General features: G+C 58.8%; 28 protein-coding genes and 1 pseudogene. 16 read left to right on the top strand and 13 right to left on the bottom strand.

The features are described 5' to 3' along the window. Nucleotides 1-9: 9 nt before the first annotated feature. From AUK77_RS01425 to AUK77_RS01485, 13 genes and pseudogenes are all read right to left on the bottom strand, one after another. Nucleotides 10-330: a hypothetical protein gene (locus tag AUK77_RS01425; protein WP_296125419.1), complete on the bottom strand. Its 321-nt coding sequence runs from the start codon at nt 328-330 to the stop codon at nt 10-12. Beyond that, complete coding sequence (locus AUK77_RS01430; RefSeq protein ID WP_296125421.1) at nt 327-710, bottom strand: endodeoxyribonuclease RusA; 384 nt, start codon at nt 708-710, stop codon at nt 327-329. The genes AUK77_RS01425 and AUK77_RS01430 overlap by 4 nt, the downstream gene beginning before the upstream one ends. Next, on the bottom strand, nt 707-1738 hold the full coding sequence (locus AUK77_RS01435) for a tyrosine-type recombinase/integrase (protein WP_296125423.1): 1032 nt from the start codon (nt 1736-1738) through the stop codon (nt 707-709). The genes AUK77_RS01430 and AUK77_RS01435 overlap by 4 nt, the downstream gene beginning before the upstream one ends. After that, entirely contained in the window at nt 1738-2178 is a 441-nt protein-coding gene (locus tag AUK77_RS01440) for a dATP/dGTP diphosphohydrolase domain-containing protein (protein WP_296125425.1), read from the bottom strand. The genes AUK77_RS01435 and AUK77_RS01440 overlap by 1 nt, the downstream gene beginning before the upstream one ends. Continuing rightward, nucleotides 2171-2398, bottom strand: coding sequence for a hypothetical protein (locus AUK77_RS01445; protein WP_296125426.1), 228 nt, complete (start codon nt 2396-2398; stop codon nt 2171-2173). Before AUK77_RS01445 ends, AUK77_RS01440 begins: the two co-directional genes overlap by 8 nt. Continuing rightward, a complete protein-coding gene (locus tag AUK77_RS01450) occupies nt 2395-2649 on the bottom strand; it encodes a TraR/DksA C4-type zinc finger protein (protein WP_296125428.1) in 255 nt (84 codons plus the stop codon). Before AUK77_RS01450 ends, AUK77_RS01445 begins: the two co-directional genes overlap by 4 nt. After that, nucleotides 2642-2827 carry a hypothetical protein gene (locus tag AUK77_RS01455; RefSeq protein ID WP_296125430.1) on the bottom strand — a complete coding sequence of 62 codons (186 nt, stop codon included), beginning with the start codon at nt 2825-2827 and terminating at the stop codon, nt 2642-2644. The genes AUK77_RS01450 and AUK77_RS01455 overlap by 8 nt, the downstream gene beginning before the upstream one ends. Further along, the gene (locus AUK77_RS01460; protein WP_296125432.1) at nt 2827-3036 is read right to left on the bottom strand and encodes a hypothetical protein; all 210 of its coding nucleotides are present in this window, start codon (nt 3034-3036) and stop codon (nt 2827-2829) included. Before AUK77_RS01460 ends, AUK77_RS01455 begins: the two co-directional genes overlap by 1 nt. Continuing rightward, nucleotides 3033-3701: a replication protein P gene (locus tag AUK77_RS01465; protein ID WP_296125434.1), complete on the bottom strand. Its 669-nt coding sequence runs from the start codon at nt 3699-3701 to the stop codon at nt 3033-3035. Before AUK77_RS01465 ends, AUK77_RS01460 begins: the two co-directional genes overlap by 4 nt. A gap of 268 nt (nt 3702-3969) precedes the next feature. Continuing rightward, nucleotides 3970-4386, bottom strand: a pseudogene (locus AUK77_RS01470) (helix-turn-helix domain-containing protein); the annotation flags it as partial. Between the two features lie 11 nt (nt 4387-4397). Next, nucleotides 4398-5222 carry a Rha family transcriptional regulator gene (locus tag AUK77_RS01475; RefSeq protein WP_296125435.1) on the bottom strand — a complete coding sequence of 275 codons (825 nt, stop codon included), beginning with the start codon at nt 5220-5222 and terminating at the stop codon, nt 4398-4400. 53 nt (nt 5223-5275) lie between these two features. After that, nucleotides 5276-5617, bottom strand: a complete 342-nt coding sequence (locus AUK77_RS01480) for a hypothetical protein (protein WP_296125437.1) — start codon at nt 5615-5617, stop codon at nt 5276-5278. Nucleotides 5618-5681: 64 nt separating this feature from the next. Further along, nucleotides 5682-5897, bottom strand: a complete 216-nt coding sequence (locus AUK77_RS01485; protein ID WP_296125438.1) for a helix-turn-helix transcriptional regulator — start codon at nt 5895-5897, stop codon at nt 5682-5684. 105 nt (nt 5898-6002) lie between these two features. On the opposite strand from AUK77_RS01485, the gene AUK77_RS01490 reads away from it, so the two are divergent. The 16 genes from AUK77_RS01490 (at nt 6003) to AUK77_RS01565 (ending at nt 19927) form a co-directional block, all read left to right on the top strand. Further along, the gene (locus AUK77_RS01490; protein WP_296125466.1) at nt 6003-6728 is read left to right on the top strand and encodes a helix-turn-helix transcriptional regulator; all 726 of its coding nucleotides are present in this window, start codon (nt 6003-6005) and stop codon (nt 6726-6728) included. Between the two features lie 25 nt (nt 6729-6753). Continuing rightward, a complete protein-coding gene (locus tag AUK77_RS01495) occupies nt 6754-7755 on the top strand; it encodes a hypothetical protein (protein ID WP_296125440.1) in 1002 nt (333 codons plus the stop codon). 380 nt (nt 7756-8135) lie between these two features. Continuing rightward, nucleotides 8136-8366, top strand: coding sequence for a hypothetical protein (locus AUK77_RS01500; protein WP_296125442.1), 231 nt, complete (start codon nt 8136-8138; stop codon nt 8364-8366). 465 nt (nt 8367-8831) lie between these two features. Next, entirely contained in the window at nt 8832-9008 is a 177-nt protein-coding gene (locus AUK77_RS01505; RefSeq protein WP_296125443.1) for a hypothetical protein, read from the top strand. Nucleotides 9009-9249: 241 nt separating this feature from the next. Continuing rightward, a complete protein-coding gene (locus AUK77_RS01510) occupies nt 9250-9507 on the top strand; it encodes a hypothetical protein (RefSeq protein ID WP_296125445.1) in 258 nt (85 codons plus the stop codon). Beyond that, nucleotides 9504-9815 carry a hypothetical protein gene (locus tag AUK77_RS01515; RefSeq protein WP_296125447.1) on the top strand — a complete coding sequence of 104 codons (312 nt, stop codon included), beginning with the start codon at nt 9504-9506 and terminating at the stop codon, nt 9813-9815. Before AUK77_RS01510 ends, AUK77_RS01515 begins: the two co-directional genes overlap by 4 nt. Before the next feature lie 4 nt (nt 9816-9819). Beyond that, nucleotides 9820-10218 carry a hypothetical protein gene (locus tag AUK77_RS01520; RefSeq protein ID WP_296125450.1) on the top strand — a complete coding sequence of 133 codons (399 nt, stop codon included), beginning with the start codon at nt 9820-9822 and terminating at the stop codon, nt 10216-10218. After that, nucleotides 10218-10529: a hypothetical protein gene (locus AUK77_RS01525; protein ID WP_296125452.1), complete on the top strand. Its 312-nt coding sequence runs from the start codon at nt 10218-10220 to the stop codon at nt 10527-10529. Before AUK77_RS01520 ends, AUK77_RS01525 begins: the two co-directional genes overlap by 1 nt. Nucleotides 10530-10666: 137 nt before the next feature. Further along, on the top strand, nt 10667-12367 hold the full coding sequence (locus AUK77_RS01530; protein ID WP_296125453.1) for a DUF4942 domain-containing protein: 1701 nt from the start codon (nt 10667-10669) through the stop codon (nt 12365-12367). Between the two features lie 197 nt (nt 12368-12564). Beyond that, nucleotides 12565-13584 carry a DNA cytosine methyltransferase gene (locus AUK77_RS01535; RefSeq protein ID WP_296125455.1) on the top strand — a complete coding sequence of 340 codons (1020 nt, stop codon included), beginning with the start codon at nt 12565-12567 and terminating at the stop codon, nt 13582-13584. A 104-nt stretch (nt 13585-13688) separates the two neighbouring features. Beyond that, the gene (locus AUK77_RS01540) at nt 13689-14327 is read left to right on the top strand and encodes a hypothetical protein (protein ID WP_296125456.1); all 639 of its coding nucleotides are present in this window, start codon (nt 13689-13691) and stop codon (nt 14325-14327) included. Between the two features lie 86 nt (nt 14328-14413). Then, nucleotides 14414-15841 (top strand): hypothetical protein, encoded by a 1428-nt coding sequence (locus AUK77_RS01545; protein ID WP_296125457.1) that lies wholly within the window; start codon nt 14414-14416, stop codon nt 15839-15841. After that, complete coding sequence (locus AUK77_RS01550; protein ID WP_296125459.1) at nt 15838-16074, top strand: hypothetical protein; 237 nt, start codon at nt 15838-15840, stop codon at nt 16072-16074. Before AUK77_RS01545 ends, AUK77_RS01550 begins: the two co-directional genes overlap by 4 nt. Nucleotides 16075-16133: 59 nt before the next feature. After that, complete coding sequence (locus tag AUK77_RS01555; protein WP_296125461.1) at nt 16134-16430, top strand: hypothetical protein; 297 nt, start codon at nt 16134-16136, stop codon at nt 16428-16430. Between the two features lie 202 nt (nt 16431-16632). Further along, nucleotides 16633-17820 (top strand): DUF3596 domain-containing protein, encoded by a 1188-nt coding sequence (locus AUK77_RS01560; protein WP_296125462.1) that lies wholly within the window; start codon nt 16633-16635, stop codon nt 17818-17820. Nucleotides 17821-18022: 202 nt separating this feature from the next. Then, the gene (locus AUK77_RS01565) at nt 18023-19927 is read left to right on the top strand and encodes a recombinase XerD (RefSeq protein WP_296125464.1); all 1905 of its coding nucleotides are present in this window, start codon (nt 18023-18025) and stop codon (nt 19925-19927) included. Nucleotides 19928-20006 lie beyond the last annotated feature (79 nt).

Raw genomic sequence — 20006 nt, forward strand, 5'->3', positions numbered from 1 at the left:
GCTATCCCCTCAATCGCCAGTGAAGTGCGCGCCGCCCGCGCCCTTCTTGTTGTTGCCTCTGTAGTCCGCGTCCGGACCAGTCACAGCCACCAAGCCAGCGCGCTCCAGTTGTTGCCGTTGCTGCTCAACCTGCCGGTTCGCCTGGTTAAGCCGTACTCGCAGTTGTTGCACCATCACCTCGGGGCTCAACGCCTCATGCGTCTTGCGATCAACCAGCCCTGCGCCATTGCATGCCGCGCAATCCATCGTGTGAAAGATGCCCTTGATCACGCCCTTGCCTTGGCAAATCTCGCAGCGGGCAAGCGGGATGATTGGCACCATGCGACTCACTGCCCTTCCTCCGCATAAGGCTTAAGCGTCACCCTCACCGCGCCGCCTGCGCGCACCTCATCACTCAGGCGGCTTTGGGTAACAAACAGCGAATCATCCAGGCCGAGCGCATCAGCCAACCCATCACGGCCCGACTTAAATGCAGCGATCAGGTTGTCATCGTCACGGCGCTGACGGTTCGGCGGCATGAACTCAATCACCAGCAGCAACCGGCCAGCAGGTGCGACCAACCCAGCAAGCTTTGCCGCCATAAAGCAGCTGTAGCGGTAAGCCTTCGCGGCCTTGCTGCGGGTCGCCCAATGGCTGCGGGCATTCGGGCTCAGCACCTTCGGCGGCCATCCCAACAGCACCTGATTACTGCCCTTTTGCGCCATCTTCATCCTCTACCCGTGAATACACTGGAATCGCCCGGAGCGCCCGCAGCGTCTAGGCTTGCGGCTGTTTGCGGGGATGCAGCAGCGGCAACATTTAGGCCGTGCGCGATTGCAAAGCCGCACTCATCAAGACGGGCATGCCACAGCTCAAGCGCCTCACGGCAGCGGCCTGCAACGTCACGGGTCAGGTAGGTTTCTGCCGTCTTGCCGAGGCTGTGGTTGATCAGCCGCTCACCAATGAAGTGATCCACACCCAGCTCAGACAGCGAGGCCCGCATCAGCTTGCGCAGGTCATGGCTCGACCACTTGCCGCCCGATATCGAGCGGAACATTGAGTGAGCCGTAGTGGCCGACAGCCGAGCGCCGCCCCTCACCGGGAACACCCAATCCCCCTGGGCGCGGGCATCAGGCAACGCCGCCCGATAGCGCGCCAGCAACGCCAGCACCTGAGGCGTCAAAGGCAGCTCATGAAGCCGGCTGGACTTGTTGGCAGGGATCACCCAAAAGCGCTCAGCCCTCGAAATATGCGCCCAGGTGGCCTTGAGCGTTTCCGATATGCGCGTGCCGTGGGCCAGCATCATCAAAGGCAACAGGCCGTTCACCGGGTCTTTGTCGAAGGCCTCTGAAAGCTGCGCAACCAAAGGTGGCAGGTCGATACGCGACAACGCCGCTGGCTTGCTCTTGATGGGCGCGCTGTCGAAGTCCTTGAACGTGATCGAGGCCATAGGGTTGATCTTGATGCGCCCCGTCTTTTCCGCCGTAGCGAACGCACGGCGCAACACCTGAATAGCCTTCTGCTGGGTGGCGGGCTTCTTCCCGTCACCGCCCATGCGCCAGATCAGCTTGTCATCCACAACCCGCCGATCCAGCTTCTTGATGGCCACACGCGCCAGCGCCGGGAGAATGTTCACCTTGGCCATCGAGACCACATTCTTTCTGTAATCCGAGTTCGCCGGATACTTCTGCTCAACCCTGCGCAGCCACCACAGCACCACGTCACCCGTGGTTCGCAACTCGCCGCCCTTGCCCGCCATTAGCCCTTCACCTGGTCAGCAATGGTGAAGTGCTTGGGCTCGCGATCGGCGTGCACATCCTGCAAGCGCGGCACATGCTGAGTAAGCGCATCAATCAGCGATCGGTAACCGCCAGGCACTTGGCGATCATCAACAAGCACCCCAGCGGCTTCGGCATCAACCAGAATGGCCAAGCAGGCCAAGGCGTGAGACAGGTGAGGCAGGCCGCTGTCAGGGTCGACGGCTTCACCCTCAAACCACGCATTGAGGTGACGGCTTGCAGCGTCAAAGTAGATCGAAGCCCGCACGCCGGATACACGCCAGTTGGCGCGGCCATACTTCAATGCCCCGTCCATCAGGCCAAGGCAGCCCATGGCAGTAGCGGTAGTTGGCCAAAGGTGCAGCGGCAGCTTCTGAGAGCCGATGGCGGCCTTTGGGTTGGTTGGTTTTAGCTCAGCCACGCACCACCTCCGGTAATTCCATCCAGCCTTTCAGCTTCGTTTCGTATTCAGTTACATAGCCCGGATCGTCCTTGCCTTCGCAAAGGTTCCCCTCAAGCTGCGCCGTCACCCACTCACCCTGGTATTCACTCCACATGGCCACCACAGGCCAGGGCCAGCCGGTGTTGGCCAGAATCTGGCGGTCTTTCGGTGCGGTTTCTGGTGGTAGCCAAGTGCTCATATCCGCTTGCCCTCCTTCGCGCTCTGGCAGGGGGCGCAGCGAATCGCCCAGGGCGCGGCAACTCGCCGGGCCTTCGGAATCTCAAAGCCGCAATCCTCGCAATCGTCCTGGCCGTCACCCTGCATCTGCGCCAGCACTTCAGAAACGCCACCCAGCACAGCAGCAGCTTCAACGGCCGTGGCCCGGTCTAGTTCGTCGGCTGAGTCGCGGCTATACGCCAGCAGCTCGGCAAAATCGGTCTTGTTATCCATTGATCACCACTCCCCCTCTCACAATTTTCTTTTGCCCCTTGTGGCTCAGGTGCAGGCCATCTGGCTTGCGATCCATTACCCACCCCATGATCAGCAGCCACTCAACGTGTTTGCGGGTTTCCGGGTACTTGCGTTGGCCGTCTTGCGGCAGGCTTGGCGCAAATTCGATGGCATCCATCAAGCGGCCTCCTTGTCTTCACCCATGATCATTAGGTGACGCTCGCAAATGGCCTGCGCCTCTTTGGGGTCGTCACACACCTGACCGATGAACTCGCCACGCACACTGGCGCGGTAATTCGCCTTGCTGCCGTCCATAAACCGCGCCACCTTGTAAACCGGCTTTGAATCGCTAAATGCGACGTGCTCAGACTGCTTGGCCCACTTCATTGAACCGAACCCCCACGCAGGGCCGCACGCAAACCGGCAAGGCCCTGGCGGCCTCCTTCCTCTGTACGCACAGAGCTAACCGAGTACGGGTCAGGCAAGCCCAGCGGGATAGCCTTCAGTGGCTGGCCATCCATCACCATGCGGCAGGCAGCGGCGTAGTTCCGGTTGAACAGCTTGCGGCTCACGTCCTCTTTGAGGGTTGCCAGGTTGCTGAAGCCGGTTTCAAGCGCCGCATGGCAAACGGCGGGGTGGCTCCAAGGTGCATCGATTGGGCCGCCAACGGGATGAGCGCGGCGGCAGGCTTCCTGATACGCCTGCGCATCGCACGGCAGGCCGTAGCCAGCCGGGTCGCGGTTCTCGCAGAGTGAGCGGAACTCAGGCGCGCTCGGGGGCCACTTCTCATCACTGGCAACCAAGGCGGCCAAGCCAACGGCGATCTGTTGGCCGGTCAAGCCGCCAAGAGCCGCGGCCCATGCGTGGGATTGATCAGCGCTCACGCCAAAACTCCCCGTCCAGCGGTGCCCGTAAAGCTCCGTCATCTTCAGCCACAAATTGTCCAGCAGCCCCTGGCGCAGTTTCGGCGGCTTCACGGGCTGCAATGGCGGCTCGGACCTGTCCGACTGCTGACTTGTCAACGCCTGGGCGATTTGCAGAGCTGGCTTCATGGGGAACTTTCTCCGGGAACAGGCCCGCCCAGCCATTCACGATCGAAAGGCGCAGGACGGTATCAGCGAATGGGTGGGCAGCAAGGGCGGCGGCTTGGTTGCGAACACTGGTGGCGGTCAAGGGCTTGCGAATCTCGCGACGGTGCAAGCACCAGTCCGCCCAAATGGCCTCACTCACGTTCGCAGGGCGATCAGCCAGCGGGTCGTACTTGGCCGCTTTTTCAACACCCGGCGCACTTGTGCGCGCTGCTCTTGGATTAATTGATGGATTAATTGACGGATTGGGTGCAGCTGCCGCACCCCGTTCTGGTATTAGCTGCACCCCGTTCGTGCAAGAGCTGCACCCCGTACCATTGCAACGGCATGCAAGAGATTCACCCCGCTCTGCACCGCATGCAGCTGCTGCACCCCGCTTCATGGCCAAGTCATAAACCACTGGGCGGCGGTCGTGACGATCAATGTAAGCGGCCGCGATAGCCTGATTACCCGACTCAATAGCACCAGCATCACGCAGCTGCTCCAAAGCATTGCGAACCGTACGCACAGAAAGTCCAGTGTCTTCGCTCAAGCTGTTTGCAGACGGAAAGGCACCCTTGCCATGCTTGTCGGCATAGTTCGCCAAGCAAAGCAGCACATGGCGCGCTGTTGGGGTTATTACAAGGCGCTGCTCAAGCGCCCAAGTCATTGCCTGTACACTCACGCAGCACCCCCTACCCGCTTTACTAGCTCAGCAAAGCGCTCGGTGTACCAGTGCGGCTGAGTCTCACGCGGGCAGCTTGGGCTGGTGAGGTTTTTACCGTACTGCAGGCCCATATCCGTGATCGACCAAAAGGCCACCTCAGCGCCATGGCTGTTCTTGCGGGTAAGGCGCTTGAGGTAACCGTGAGCCTTCAACACCTGGTTGAACGCACTGGCACTCAGCGTCACGCCATGCTCACGCAACAAAGCACTCAGCGCCTTAGTCGGCATAGAGCTGCCATCGGTAGAGCCTGGGGCGGCGTCCACCGCGTAGCCCGGCAAAAACCCAGCATCAAGCCCGTTCTGCTGGGCGATCTTCGACAGCATCATCATCTGGCTCGACGGCGCAGGCTTCAGCAGGCGCGTGAAGCACTCCAGAATGGCCATTTCGCCCAGCAGCTTGCTTTGCAGAGGGGCAGCACCAGCAGCGGCATCAATCGCATTCAACCGAGCTACCACGCGACGGCGCACCGCCTTAGATTCACGCATGGACACCAACATGCACTGGTCGCGCGTGAGGTCGTAAATGGCCGACTCGGTTTTGTTCAAATTTTGCACTACCCTTTTTGTGTAGTGCTCGCCTTCCAGTTCATCCTCGATCTTCTCCGCAAACTTATTTCGGCGGATCTCCGGTTCACCGGCTTCGGCGCGGGCGGCATTGATAATCTCAAGCAGTTCGGCGCTGCTCATTGTGCGCGCCACGTTTTGCGCAACTTGAAAACGTGGCGCGGCAGCATTGGTATTGAGGTTTAAGTCGGTGTTCTGCATAATCGGGCCTCTCATGTTGTTGCTGTTGAAGAAGCCGGGCCGTAATCCCGGCTTTTTTGTGGGCGCGTTTAAGCCACGGCCCTAGGCTTCTTTCCTTCCAGCTCTGCCAATCGACGCTTGAGCACTTCAATCTCGCCTTCGCTCTCGACCAGATATTTCTCGACCAGATAGAGAACCGGGGACTTGTCGCCGGTGACCTGCATGAACTTCTCGAGATCGTCCAAGGTGAACCGGCGCGAATCGTCGGGGTTCTGCGCCAGCTTTCGGCTGAGGTCAGATGGCGAATAATCCATATCCGCAGCAATCGCCTTTTGCGGGCGGCCCTGGTGATGCACGCGAGCTGCAACGTATTCGCGGCAGGTGCCGTAGCTCTCAGCCAGGCCGGCGTCTAGGTTCAGGGTTAATTGCATTTTCTGTTTCCCCTCGTTTGCTTCTCTTTCCCCTAGGTATCCGGGGTAAATAAAAACGCCGCAGTTAAGCGGCGGCTTCTGATGCCGGGAACACGGCATCAAGGTCGCAAGCAGCGCCAAGGGCGTTAAGAGCCGCTACAAGCTCGCGCGACTCGCTAAGCCCTGGAGTCCGACGCCCGTTCTCGATGTTGCTGAGGCGGCTTTGGCGCCACTCAAGGCGGGTGTACAGATCCACCTGCTTGATTCCGGCCGCCTCGCGGACTTCACGAATACGGTTCATGGGCAATCTCCTGATTAACTCTGCACAGGATAAACACGCATCGTGATTACTGCAAACACAATTAGTGAGAGGCCGTTATTTCATAACGTGTTTAGAATTTCAGCCATGAAAACTCTTGGATCGCGCATAGCGCACTATCGAACCGCAGCAAAAATGTCTCAGGCCTCTTTGGCCAAGGCGTGCGGCTGGGCATCACAGTCTCGGGTCGGAAATTATGAGAAAGACACTCGCGAGCCGAGCCTGGAAGACATAGCTCAGATGGCAAAGGTTCTTGGCATCGACCAAGGCATGCTCCTAATGCAGGGACAGCAACCGTCCATTGAAGCTAACGCCGAATTGATCGGCACCATGGCAGCCTGGGACAGCAAGACCCCTCTCGGTGATGATGAGGTGGCAATCCCGCTTTACAAGGAGGTTGAATTGGCAGCAGGTGGCGGCGCGACAGAAGTAATCGAGGTGCCAGGCCGCTTGCTGCGCTTCGCAAAGTCCACCCTTCGCGAGGCGGGCGTGCACGAATCAAACGCCGTGTGCGCCACCGTGCGCGGCCACAGCATGGAGCGCCTGATCATGGACGGCGCAACCATCGGCATTGATACCGGCAGCAAACACATAGAAGACGGCGAGATATACGCCTTCGACCAAGACGGCATGCTGCGCGTCAAATACCTCTATCGCCTCCCCGGTGGCGGCGTGCGCGTGCGCAGCGAGAACAGCGACGAATTCCCCGACGAAACGCTCACCCCTGAGCAGTTCGCCAACATCCGCATGCTCGGCTGGGTCTTCTGGTGGTCAACGGTGCGCCGCCGGCGCGGGCTGAGCATCGCCAAGTAATAAATCAAAATAAAAAGGGATTTTCATGGACAACAAGCTGGCTATCACTGACGAGGAACAAGCTCTAGATGCCATTAAGCGCTTCCTTGAAGGCGAGAAACTTGATGGTGACCTGAAGCTTGAGGGCTGGCCAAAGCTGCGCGTCCGCTTGGTGGGCGAAAAGTTCGACGGAACGATTACGCCAACCGTGATGAAGTCCTTTATAGAGCTTCAAAACCTTGTTTATCGCTCCTATGCAATTGCCCAATACGGAACCGATGACACGCGCAAGCTCTCTAAGGAGGAGCGTGATGAGCTTGAGATCGAGGTAAAGGTTGAGGAAGGGTCTTCTATTTTTGAAGTAGACTTCCAAGACGTATTGGTGAAGTTCGCAACAAAGGCAGCAGAACAAATGACCCCAGAAATGATCGCCGTTACCGTGCTTGGGCTGGGCGTTCTATGGGTAGGTAAGACCTCGTACGTGGCCTACCTAAACCACCGCCGAGAAATACGGCAGGCCGAGTCAAAAACCGAAGAGCAACGGGAGATGCTCCAGGGCATTGAACGGCTTTCAAAGCAGGAAACCGAACGCCTAAAAATCATCGAGAACATGATGATTCGCCAACCGGCTTTGGCGCAGGTTGGCCGCCAAGCCTACGACACACAGACTGAGATGCTCAGGGGCTTTGCCTCTGCAGACCAGTCAACTGTGGGCGACATAACCGTAGCCTCGGACACAGCAAGCGAGCTGATTACTAACGCCCGCCGAAAAACCGTGGAACAGCGTCTAGATGACTACTATCGGATTCTTAGGGTGGATTCATCCAACCCTGACGAGTTCCGGGTTAAGGTGCGAAAGAATCGTGGAACCCTAGAGTTTGAGGCGGTGGTGGAAGATTCGTTCCTGAACGCCGAAATGAAGGAAGTGCTTCAGTACGCGGAGTGGGAACGAACGGTTGTCTTGCTGCGAATCAACGCCAAGGTGCTAGATGCCAGCATAAAGCAAGCCGTTATCCTTGGCGTGGAGCGCGCCGACCCTCCCGAATAAGACCAATGACTGAATATGAAAGCCCGCCCTCGAGCGGGCTTTTTTGTGCCTGCGTGAAAATAAATCACATATCGTGATTGACAGATTAAACACGCTGCGTGATTATTACCCCATCGCCGGCCACAACCGGCCAGGCCGAAAGGCAGCGATGAACCAGCCTCAATGGTTCAGATGGGGAGCCTCACCCAGGGCGTGCAGCGTAAAGCGCCAAAACAGAGTGATCACGGCATAGAGCGCGGTGATCTGTCGGGAACCCAGTTCCCCCGAGAGCCGAAAGGCAGGCCAGCCCACCGTGCCGCATAACGGAGGCCGCAAAACCAAGTTTTCACTGATGCCCATTCATTGAGTGGGCATTGGGAAAACCACCGGAGGGAATCAGCATGTTTGAGGCAATCAGGCACATCTACATCAACGACAGCATGACCGGCGCGATTTACCGCGATGGGGATGTTATCGGAAGCATTAGCTTCATGAGCAAGCCGGAAAGAACTGGCGTAATCAGCTCCATAGGGCCTGAAGAAGCTGTGCGCGAATGCTCTTTTAGCCACTGGTTCGGGTTTGGGGGCCGATACCGCGCAGCAGCGCGTGAGCAAGTCGAGAATATCGCTTGAGCAATCAGGCCAAGAATCCCCGTAAGACAAATCCGGGGCGCCACCCAGCCGAGCAGGAGCGAAGCTGGGGCCATTCAGGTTTGCCGCCTGGGCAGTAAGGCACCGATAGCCTGGTAACAGGTCGCATCGGACGGTTAGCGGAACAAGTTGGAAGCGGGCTGATCAACCAGAAGTGACGCAACACGGACAGCAGGGCTGGGCCGCTCTCTCACATCTGGATGCCGGGTTCAAAACCACACGCGCGGGCTTGTATGGGGGACGCCCTAGACCCGCTAACCGTCCGATGCGCAACATCGCGCATCACAACCCTAGTAAGACGCTTGGTCGCATCCACTGGGGCAGGGCTCGCCGTGAGGCGACACGTACACCGGGCCAGGCTGAGCATGACGCGAAGCCACCAGGGCGCTACACCCGAAGGCCAGCCGCAACGTGGCGTAATGCGGCACTCATTCAGCGGAGACAACCATGCTTCTGATCATCCTGATCGGCGCAGCGCTTCGCCATGTGCAGCCAGAACAGCACCATGGTGCAAAGCTGCCAGCCGATCCGCAGCGCAACACCCGCCAGCAATGGCGATGTATCAACGGGGTCGCAAGCGTTCTGGCGCTCGCTTCCCCGCCAAAAACCCGCGCGGCGCAGTAAGCCTGAAGGCTGCGCCCAACTCATGACAGGCAGCGGCCAACCGGGGCGACGATGTGACCGCGCATCATTGGGCCAAGCCCAAAGCCCCACCCGAACGTACTGCGCAATTCCCGGCACCGGGTCACCGATGCCGGGCTTTTTCCCTCCCGTACCCATAAGCAGGCAGCCAGGCCAAACCTTTGCGGAAAGCCTGAGGCTTGGCGCGCCTGACTTATGGGTATGACCAACACAGGTGCACAGCATGAACGCCATCCAGCAAGCCAAGGCCACCATCCAATCCCTCGCCGCCCTGATGCGCGGCACCCAGCAAGCCCGCGCCGCATTCGCCGCCAAGCGCATGCCGGCAGTGCCAGCGCCGCGCGCAACGCAGCTCTACGTTTTCAGCGGCATGGTCCATGTGCGCGATGCCGACACCGGCCGCGTGCTGGGCTTTCGCCAAAGCTACCTTGAGGCCGAACAACTGGGGCGCGACCTTGTGAGCGGCCAAGGTGCCGCGTGATCACCCGCGAAACCCTGCAGCGCTATGAGCAGGCAGGCGTTGTAGCAGCGGCCAGAGCCCTGCAACTGCACACCAACACCATTCACCGGCTTGCACGCTTACTGGGCGTGCAGTTCAAAAGCCACAACACCGCCGAAGAGCAAGCGCGCCGCGCCAAGCTGCGCGCCGAACTCGCGCCCAAGGTGCGCGGGCTGGCCCGCAAGCGGCTATCTCAACGTGAAATGTGCACAACGCTTGGCATCAGCCGCCAAGTGCTACGGCGCACCGCCAAAGACTTCCACATCGATATCAACAGCCGATCAAGGTAGCCACATGATCGATCAAGCAAGCATCCGAGCGCGCGAAAGCCTGCGCCATAGCCTGGCCGCCCAAATGGCAGCCTTTGAGGCTCACAACGGCCCAATCCAAACACTGCCCATCCGCATCGGCAATGAGCCAATGCATGTGTTCCGCATCACCGACCCGGACAAGCCGCGAGCAATCCCCGTGGTGCGGGCAAGCAAGCCCGCTAAAGAGCGCAAGCCACGCGCGATGATGGCGCTCAAGCAACAGAAACTCGCCGCCATCCGAGAACTGGCAGGCAAGGGGCTGAGCATTGAGGCGATCGCCGATCAAGCCCCCTTTACGCCCAAGCTGACGCGCAAGTACGTGCTCAGGATCATCCTTGAGCAAAACGTAAAACGCGGCCCAAAGACCAATTTGGAAGCGTGATGGCAGCCAACAACCAGCAACGCAGCGCCAAGCGCAACGCAAGCCGGGCGGCCAAGGGTGTTGAGGAACTGCGCCTGCTCACCATGGCAGGCACCCGCGCCGCCCTGGCTGACCTGATGGCCTGGCACGGCATCGAGCAGCAGGGCGAGGCCATGACCTTGATGATCCACAACATGCACGCCCTTGGCCCGGAAGGCAGCACCAGCGCCTTCACCGTGCCGCGCCACAAAGTAGAGATAAGCGAAAACGTGGCGCGCGCATTGATGGCCCAAGGCGAGCGCCAAGCCACGCGGATGGATGCAGAGGGCTGATCAAATGGCCGTCAAATGACCAAACCCTCGCCAGCACTGGCGCGCATCTAATCCCGACAGCCACGGCTAGCGGGAAAATCAAATAAACCACAGCCCAGCGCCAGCAGCGCAACGGGCTGCTATTGCCTGGAGAAAGTATGAGCGCGCTTGCACAGACCATTACCGGAGAGGTGGCCGACGAGTCGCTGTTCTTCGCCCCGATGTCTGCCGACCTGGTTGATAGCCTGGTCGGGCAGTACGAATCAGCCCGCAAACGCATCGAGGCGCTGGCCAGTACCGTGCGGGTCGACAACATCGGCGCCGTCCTGCACTACTTCATCGAAGGCAACGTACAGGATCAGCGCTACAGCATGCCAACCACTGTCGAGGCTCTGTTTCGCGCAGAGGGTGCGGTCGCCAAGCTCAACGCCGACTTCTGGAATCGCGCGCTGCATCTGACTGACGTGTTTGACTACATGCCCCAGGCGCGGCGTGAACAGTGGCACGACCAGATCCGCAACCCGGAGGGCCGCAAAGAAAACCGCCACACCGGCGAGAAGGACATGCCGCCGCTTCCCGCCTTCGAAGAAGACACCGTTCGCTCCACCCTGAATGGCCTGCTCAACAGCCGGGCGCAGTTCCTGGCCGAGCGCGTCGACGGCATCTTCAAGGCGCTCAGCCGCCAGCACGTCACCAACACCCCGCAGGGCTTCAACAAGCGAATGATCATCCAGGGCGTATTCAGCTATCAGACCCACGGCCACATCAATGACCTGCGCTGCGTGATCGCCAAGTTCATGGGTCGCGATGAGCCAAAGCATTGCGCGACCGACCCAGTAATCAAGGCGGCACGGCGCAAGAATGGGGAGTGGCAAAACGTCGACGGCGGCGCGCTACGCATCCGGGTTTATGGCGGCGTCGGTACTGCGCACCTCGAAGTGCACCCGGATATGGCCTGGCGGCTCAACGCCATCCTGGCCAGCCTTTACCCCCTGGCCATTCCTGCCGAGTTCCGCGAGAAGCCGAAGCGCGCCAAGAAGATTAAGGACTTCGAGCTGTTCGACAAGCCGCTGCCGTTCGTGGTGGTCAGTCAGCTGGCAGGCATGCGCGAAGGCTGGCGCAAGGGCAAGGACGGCTGGCGTGATATCCATATCGCAATCCCGAACACCCGCTGCTTCGACTATGGCGACTACGACAAGGCCGCTCGCAAGCAGGCTGAGGACGTGCTGCGCGCCATCGGCGGCGTGTGGGTGGATAGCGTAGCCGGTGAGCGCGTGCAGCACTGGCAGTTCGACTACGAGCCAACCGCGGTGCTCGACCAGGTCATCTGCTCAGGCTGCATCCCAGACCAGAAGTCGCACCAGTTCTACCCCACGCCGCACGCCATTGCCGAGTTCGTGGCCAGCGTTGCGGATGTTCACGGTGAAGAGCTGGTTCTCGAACCAAGTGCCGGTACCGGTAGCCTGGCCAGCTGGTTCCCAGCCCTGGGCACCACCTGCGTGGAAATCAGCGCCCTGCACTGCAAGGTGCTGGAGGCCAAAGGCTACGAGGTGATCGAGGCGGATTTCCTCGCCTGGAAGCCTGGCCGGCTATTCGATCGCGTGGTGATGAATCCGCCCTTCAGTGAAGGCCGCTGGCTGGCGCACCTACAGCATGCGGTCACCATGCTCAAACCAACGGGCCGACTGGTTGCCATCCTTCCTGCAAGCGCCAAAGGCAAGGACGTATTGCCGGGCTTGCAGCTGGAATGGGCGCGCACCTTCGAAAACGAGTTCGCCGGCACCAGCGTGTCTGTCGTGGTGCTGATCGCTCAGCGCGCCACCGCAAACGACCAGCTCGATATCTTCAAAACCGCATGACCCACTACCCCAAGCGCAGCCGCTGCCAATCCTGCACCAAGCGCCTGGACAACTGCAGCCACCTTCCCTTCCACACCATGCCAGTGCACCGGCAGGACGGAACAGACGTGGTGGTGATCTGCACCCAGTTCGGGCCGAGTGATGGCGAGGTGGGCAAGCCGTTTATGAATCCAAACAGAGGGCGGAGGTTATGAGCCATGGCGGCGTACTACAACGAAATTGACCCATACGCTGCTGAGTGGCTTCGCAACCTAATCAAGGCGGGTCACATCGCGCCAGGAGTAGTTGATGAGCGCAGTATTGAAGATGTCAAACCAGATGAGCTTTTGGGATACACGCAATGCCACTTCTTTGCCGGAGTCGGCGTCTGGTCACTGGCTTTGCGTCGCGCCGGATGGCCTGATAATCGACCTGTCTGGACAGGAAGTTGCCCCTGCCAGCCTTTCTCCTCGGCAGGCGCGCAAGCTGGGTTTGCTGACGAGCGGCACCTGTGGCCTGCGTTCCAATGGCTCATTGAGCAGTGCCAACCTACAGTCGTCTTTGGAGAGCAGGTTGCAAGCAAGGCTGTCGATCCTTGGGTCGACCTTGTACACGCTGACTTGGAAGCCATGGGTTACGCCTTCGGGGCCGTCCCGTTCCCGTCTTCGGGCGTCGGTGCGCCGCATATCCGAGACAGATTGTTCTGGGGGGGTCACGCCAACAACTCGGGACTGGAAGGACACACCGGGGATGGTGGCGCAGCGGGACGGGCAAGATCGTATCGACCAGTTGCCACGCCAAGCGTACTTGGCGGGATGGGCAACCCCAAGCTGCAGCAACGACAGGACGGGGAACCCGGAATCTGCACTGAGCATGACACGGGCGGACGGGTCGAAGGTGCAACAGCGCTTGCAGGACTTTGCAGTGATTGCGGGCTGGCCGACCTGCACAGCGACGGGCGCGATAAAGCAAGGAAACGTATCGCCGCGCCCCGGAATGATGGGCCTTTCAGAGACGGCGGCGTTGCTACGGGAAAATCCACAGCCAGCCCGACTAACGGCCTGTGGGCAGATGCTGACTGGCTGTTCTGCCGGGATGGAAAGTGGCGGGCAGTTGAACCCAGCACATTCCCGCTGGCTAATGGGGCTTCCTCCCGAGTGGGACGCCTGCGCGCCTACGGAAACGCCATCAACGCTGAAGCGGCGAAAGAGTTCATAGCCGCCTACATGCAGATGTAATCACCACCCTACCCGCCCACTCCCTGCCTGATGCTCGGGCGGGAGGGTGGTGAACATAGACCCTACTCACTTCCAATAATTCACGCCACTGGCGAGGGATAACCATGCAGATTGAAAACTTCCTGCGGGATGTAAAAGACCACCAGCTTAGCGTCCTGCGCGATGACGGCCTTTACCGTCACCTCCGCTTCAAGCGTCCAGGCTCAAGCGCCTATTACTTCGACTTGATCACTTGGCCAGGCGCGCTTTGCTATACGGGCGATATGGGCACATTTGTGTTTAGCCGCCTGGCCGATATGTTTGAGTTTTTCCGTACAGATCGGCATGAGCTGGGCGAGCTACGCATTAACCCTGGCTACTGGTCAGAGAAATTGCTTGCCGTCGACGGCGGGCGGCGTAACGGCTCGGCAACTGAGTTTGATCCGCTCAAGTTTGAGCGCGTCATTAAGGAGTTCTTAGTCGGCTGGATGCGCCATAGCGGACTTAATCGTGAGCAGCGCGCCGAGCTGCGCGCAACGGTTCAGGACGAAATTCTGGTCTACATCGACGAGGACGAGCGCGGAAACTTCGAACGAGCCAATGAGTTCCATACCGAAATCGGCGGCCGCGAGTTCCAGTTTGAAGACCTGTTCGATTACACCTTCACCAAGTACACGAACACCTTCCTTTGGTGCTGCTACGCACTCAGCTGGGGCATTCAGCAATACGACCTCATTGAGCCGGAGCTGAAGAAAAGCGCATGACCCCCACCTACTGCCGAACCACCCTCAAGCCCGTTTCCAATTGCGTGTGCCTGCGCTGCACGCCTATCACCTCGGACTGATCCGCCATGCCAACAGAACGCCAGAAATTGGTAGCCCACCACGTTATCGGGCTTGAGAAATCCATCTCTGCAACCGCAAAACAGATCGGAGCGTCGCCCACCTCTGTGCGCGGGTCACTGATCAGTTACTGCATAAAGATGATGCCTTCGCTAGAGCCCGAATTAACGGCCTGGGTTGAGCACAAAGACCGAGGCAGGCACCGGCTGGCAGTCATCCGCGCCCACAAGGATCAGCTCATGCCTTCAGTCGACCAGCCCACCCGGAGAAAACCAATGAGTGAAGAGCAGCAAGCCGTCGAAACAGCCGCCGACAACTGCGAAGTGCTGCGGGCAAGGTTGGCGCGGTATGAGGATGCGGATGGTAAGCCGATCACAACCATTGCTGAGCAGGCGCGGGAGATTGAGCGGCTACAGCTAACCTGCAACGATATAGACGATCAGAACGACCGCATCTATGCAGAGCTTGCCGCCCTGAAAGCCAAACCAGACCCATGGAAAGCATCAGGCGCTGACTGGTGCAACAGCATTCACAGCAACCCTGACGCTAAGGCGTGGGCTGACTTCTTCGTCGCCGTCTTCCCAGGGCAGGCAGACAAGCACGAATTGATGATCGGCTGGTTCGCTAACGCGATGATGGCGATGCACGACCATCTGAAAGCCCAGCAGGGCGGGGTGGTGCTGCCTGAGCGTAAAACCTGGAATCAGGTTACAGGAAGAGAGGGTTTTATTGAGACAGAGACGCACAACGCCTGCCTTGATGAAGTCGCCCGCCTCAACTCATCCCCTGTCAGCGCTGGTGATGATGCGCAATATCCACCGTGCGATTACTGCGCGGAACCGCTGAGCTATCACCCATGGCACGGCAGCGGGCTGATTAACGGTGTTGAGTCGCGCCATATCCATGCTTGCGATAAGTGCCGGCATCTGCTGCCGACTGTCAGCGCTGGCGATGATCGCGAAACAATCCGCGCCGTGTTCCTTCGTAACGGGTTCACGATCAAGGAAGGGCAAGCCGACCTGAAACCGTATGTCTACGCCGCTGCGGATGAGCTGATGAGTATTGCCCGCGCCGCCCTCTCAGCGCCTAGCCATGGTGAGCAGGCGCGGGAGTGGAACCTGGCAGCGGACGAATTGCCAGCGAACGGAAAGCCAGTGCTGGCCTACTACCTGAACAGTCACGGCATGGGGCGGCGCATTCGAGCAATGCACGTCAAGCGCTTCACGGTTGAGGCCGAAGAGTTCGCAGACCCTGATACCCAGTGCTGCGAGTACAGCGAGCAAGATGACTGCTACTACACGACTGAAGGCTGGTATGAGCTGATCGACAACTGGCCAGACTATGCAAGCTGCGCGGTTATCGAGGGAGTGATAACCCACTGGACCGATATGCCAGAAGCCCCATCCCCAGCCAGTCATAAGGAGCAAGGCGAATGAGCGATGATCGTAAACTTTCAGATATCGGAAATGAACTGCACAACCTGTCGTGCCATGTCGTACATCACAACGAAGACTGGGCCAATCAGCTTGGTGCATTAGCATACGAGCTGTGGAATTGGAACACCCGCGCCCAGCAGCCCAGCCAAGGGGGCGAGGCGGTGGAGGTGGTCGAGCTGCGGGCAACCATCCAGCTACTCCGTGAGATTCTGCATCACCCCGCAGAGCAATAACCCCGATCAAAACCCAATCAAGAAACTGTGCCGGCGTGAGCCGGTGGAGAGGTATTCCTGTGTCCAACGAAATCAAAATGATGGCGGCTCAGGCGGCCTTGAGAAAGATGGTTGAGGGCAACAGCTTCAGCATCTGCACTATCGACACCATTGCCGAAATGCTTGATGTGAAGCCTGACCGTGACACCTATCAAGTGCTGCGCACCCTGCATTGCGTGCACTACAACCAGATGCCGCCCGAGCTACTGGAGAAGCTGCCCGAGCTAATCCACAAAGCGCTCACCTCGCCAGCGTTTGAGGCTAGCCGCATCAACGTGGTCAGTAGCGGGCGCGGCTTGCGCCTGATCAAGAACTAACCCCTTCCCACCCTCCCCGGCATAGGGGTAGAGAGGTAACAACGATGGCCAGATATCAGACCATCAAGAAGTTCGCCAGCGAGAGCGGTTACACTGAGGCAGCAATCAGAACCAAGATTCAAGACGGCACCTGGCAGCAAGGCGCGGTATGGATTCGCGCCCCTGACAATAAGCCGCTGATCAGTGTTGAGGGGTATCACGCATGGGTGGAAAGCGCAGCGGAGTGCGGGCCGCTTCAAAATCCAGCATTGAAATTAGTTTCATGTACGAGGGGCAGCAGTGCCGCGAGCGCGTCCCTCTTGTCCCCAGCCCCGCTAACCTAAAACGGGCTGAGCAACACAAGGCGTCTATCGAGCTGGCCATCTACAACAGCACATTCGACTATGCCGCCACCTTCCCCAAGTCAAAGCGTGCTGCGCGCGTTGGCTACCGCACCGGGCAGATCCCGCTAAGCAACTACCTCGACGCTTGGCTGACCAAGAAAGAGGCGCACCTAAAAGCCTCAACCCTCGACGGTTACCGCAAGATCATCAATGGCGTGCTAAATCCGAAGCTTGGCACCACGCCGCTGGTATTGCTCACCCGCAAGATGTGCAAGGACGCATTCGCCAGCATCGAGGCGACCAACAAGCGGCTGGCCAACGTACAAAGCTGCCTGCGCTCTGCGCTGGGTGACGCCGTAGACGATGAGCTGATCGAATCAAACCCGCTGGCGGGCTGGACCTACTCGGTTAAGGGCAAGCCCAAGACGGAGGATGAGATAGACCCCTTCACCAAGGCTGAACAGGCGGCGATTCTGGAAGCCGCCACCGGCCAATACCGCAACTTGTTGCAGTTCGCGTTCTGGACGGGACTTCGCACATCGGAATTGGTGGCGTTGGAGTGGGGGGATATTGACTGGTTGCGGGGAGAGGCGCGTATATCGAGGGGGCTGACCAAGGCGGCCAAGGAAGCGGAGTTACCGAAGACGGCGGCGGGGTTGCGTGACGTCAAGCTGTTGCCGATGGCATTGGCGGCACTGGAAGAGCAGAAGGCACACACCTACATCGCCGGGGCGCAGGTGTTCCATGATCCGCGCTACGGCAAACCGTTTGACGGTGACCAGGCGATCAGGAAATCATTCTGGATACCGACGCTGCGCCGGGCAAAGGTGCGCTACCGCAACCCGTACCAAACCCGCCACACCTATGCATCCATGATGCTCAGCGCTGGCGAGCATCCCATGTGGGTAGCAAAACAAATGGGCCACAGTAGTTGGGTGATGATCGCCCGCGTCTATGGCCGGTACATTCCGAACGATGGCGACACGTCAGGCAGCAAGGCGGCAGAGCTGTTTGGGACGCCGGTTCAAATCCCTAGCGGGGAGCTGAACCAATCCAGCAGCGTTTGAGGGTGGGTAAAAATCAGGTTTCAGCAACATCTCAGCAACAACAACACTCAAGCCCAATGAATACAGGCAATAACCGGGGGTTCAAATCCCCCCGGCTCCACCAAATAAGCCATGAAACCCGTCTAAACCGCGGGTTTCAGGCACGATTTGATGGCAATGGATTTCACACAGTCCTTCTGTGAATCCAAATAGGTATGCCATCATGTCCAAGCGTCAAAGCAAAACCGGTGTTCAACACCTCGTCTACCAAGCCAAAACTGGCTTCCAGTACTACCTCACCTTCCCAAAGCATTTCGCACTCAACCAAAAGCTTCCGGCACAAATTCGCTGGTCCCTCGGGTATGACGAAGCGCTGGCACGCGATCTCGCAAAGCACTTGAACCTGCGCTTCCAAGCACTTCTGCAAAACAGCGACAAAGAGCGCGTGGCGTTCGACGCGGATCTCATTCTTCGTGATCTGAGCAAATTTCATGACGAGATCAAGCTTACCCTGTCAGACACTAACAAGGTCTGGGCCATTCGCCCCTCGCCATCACGGCTGGCTTCGAGTGATCCTACGCGCGGGCATCAGCGCCTGATGAAAGAGTGCAAGGAACACCCTGTGCTCTTCACTCAAGAGCCTGGCGGTGAAATTTATTTCGCACTATTTCCCAGCCCGCAACTGATAAGGACACTCAACATTGGTTTTACCCGTTTCGACTGGCCACTCGGAACACGCGATCCAGAAGCGGCAAGTGATGCGGCGACATACATCTATAACGCGGTCATCGGGCTAGAGACCTGGCCTCTTGAGGCCATCAGCTATGCGCCCCAGCATCCGCTCATCTCAGTGATGTCGCTTTACGAGTACTTGTGTTTTGCCCGGCCCGATCAAGGCCGCCACTTGCTGCATGTGCCGCCCAACTTGCCGCAATCGGCTTACTCCGTCGGTTTTTATCTGAAACAGCAAAAGCTGAAAGTCGACTCGTTGGAGTTCTGCAAGCGCTTCAAAACGATTCAGGAAGAGTCCGGGTTGTACTGCATTTCTATCCCGCTCCAGCATGCACGCCTTAACCCGAATGTAAAATGGCCCAAGGATATGCGCATCGAATTGCTGACCAGCTCGCCGATTGTCGCGATGCTGTTGATGCAGGCCACACTCGCACAGATCGACAAGATTCTGCTGCAGAGCTTCGTTGAAAGCACTTCAGCAGATGCCTATGAGCAGGCCATGCGAGAAATCAGTGATCTGATTCGGCGAACGCTTGGGCCCATTCTTCCAGCTGAGCCCATGCCCTCATTACCCGAAATGATCGCGGCGAATGACTCAGTCTATCCACCGCAGGATGCCGGTACAGTTGCGCTGCTTAGCGCACTGAGCAGTGTTCTGCCTGACGCCCAAAAAACCAAACTCGCGGCACTCTTTGAGACCCCTGCTTGTAATAACCGCATCATTGCGCCCGCGCCTATCATGTCTGAGAGCCTTCATTTCGGAGGGCTGATTAAAGAGTTCGAAGAGCGGCAGATTCGGGAAGGCGCTTGGTCGAATCCCCGTACCCTGATCACAATGCATGCCCGGCTAGAGGGGTTAGCCGAAATCATCGGCGGCCACCGCAGCATCGAGACGCTGACGCGCGCCGAATTTAATGCGCTACGTGACCTGCTGCGTGGTTATCCGAAGAATCGCCATCGCTTGCGTGCAACGCGTAATCAGTCATTGAGCAAGCTCATTCAAGATGGCAAGTTCGAGCCGATTAACGCACGCACGGCGAAAAAGTTCTTCGAGCTGGCCCGAGCGCTCATGAGCTATGCGCACGATCAGGGCTATCTGACAGAGAATATCGCGGCGGGCCTGACATTCAGCACCAAGGGCGCAGATTCGCCAAGGAAGCGCACTTATAGCCCGGGACAGATTGAGAAGCTGTTAGCTGGCCCGGTTTACTCGCTCACTGAGCCGCCGCGCTGGCGGCTTGATGACTACCGTTTTTGGCTGCCGATTTTAGGGTTGTACAGCGGCGCACGCCTGAGTGAGCTTTGCCAGTTGCGTTTGGGAGATATCCATGAAGAACTCGGTGTGTGGGTCATCAGCATCAGCCGTTCAGGCGCCAGGCTGCGGATTCCACGCTGACTCGGACACCCATTCCACGCACATCCGGACAGTGATTCCACGCTGATCCGGACACTCATTCCACGAGCATCCGGACACC

Origin of the sequence: Pseudomonas sp. Ga0074129, from assembly GCA_001465025.1 — a bacterium.
Lineage (GTDB): Bacteria > Pseudomonadota > Gammaproteobacteria > Pseudomonadales > Pseudomonadaceae > Aquipseudomonas.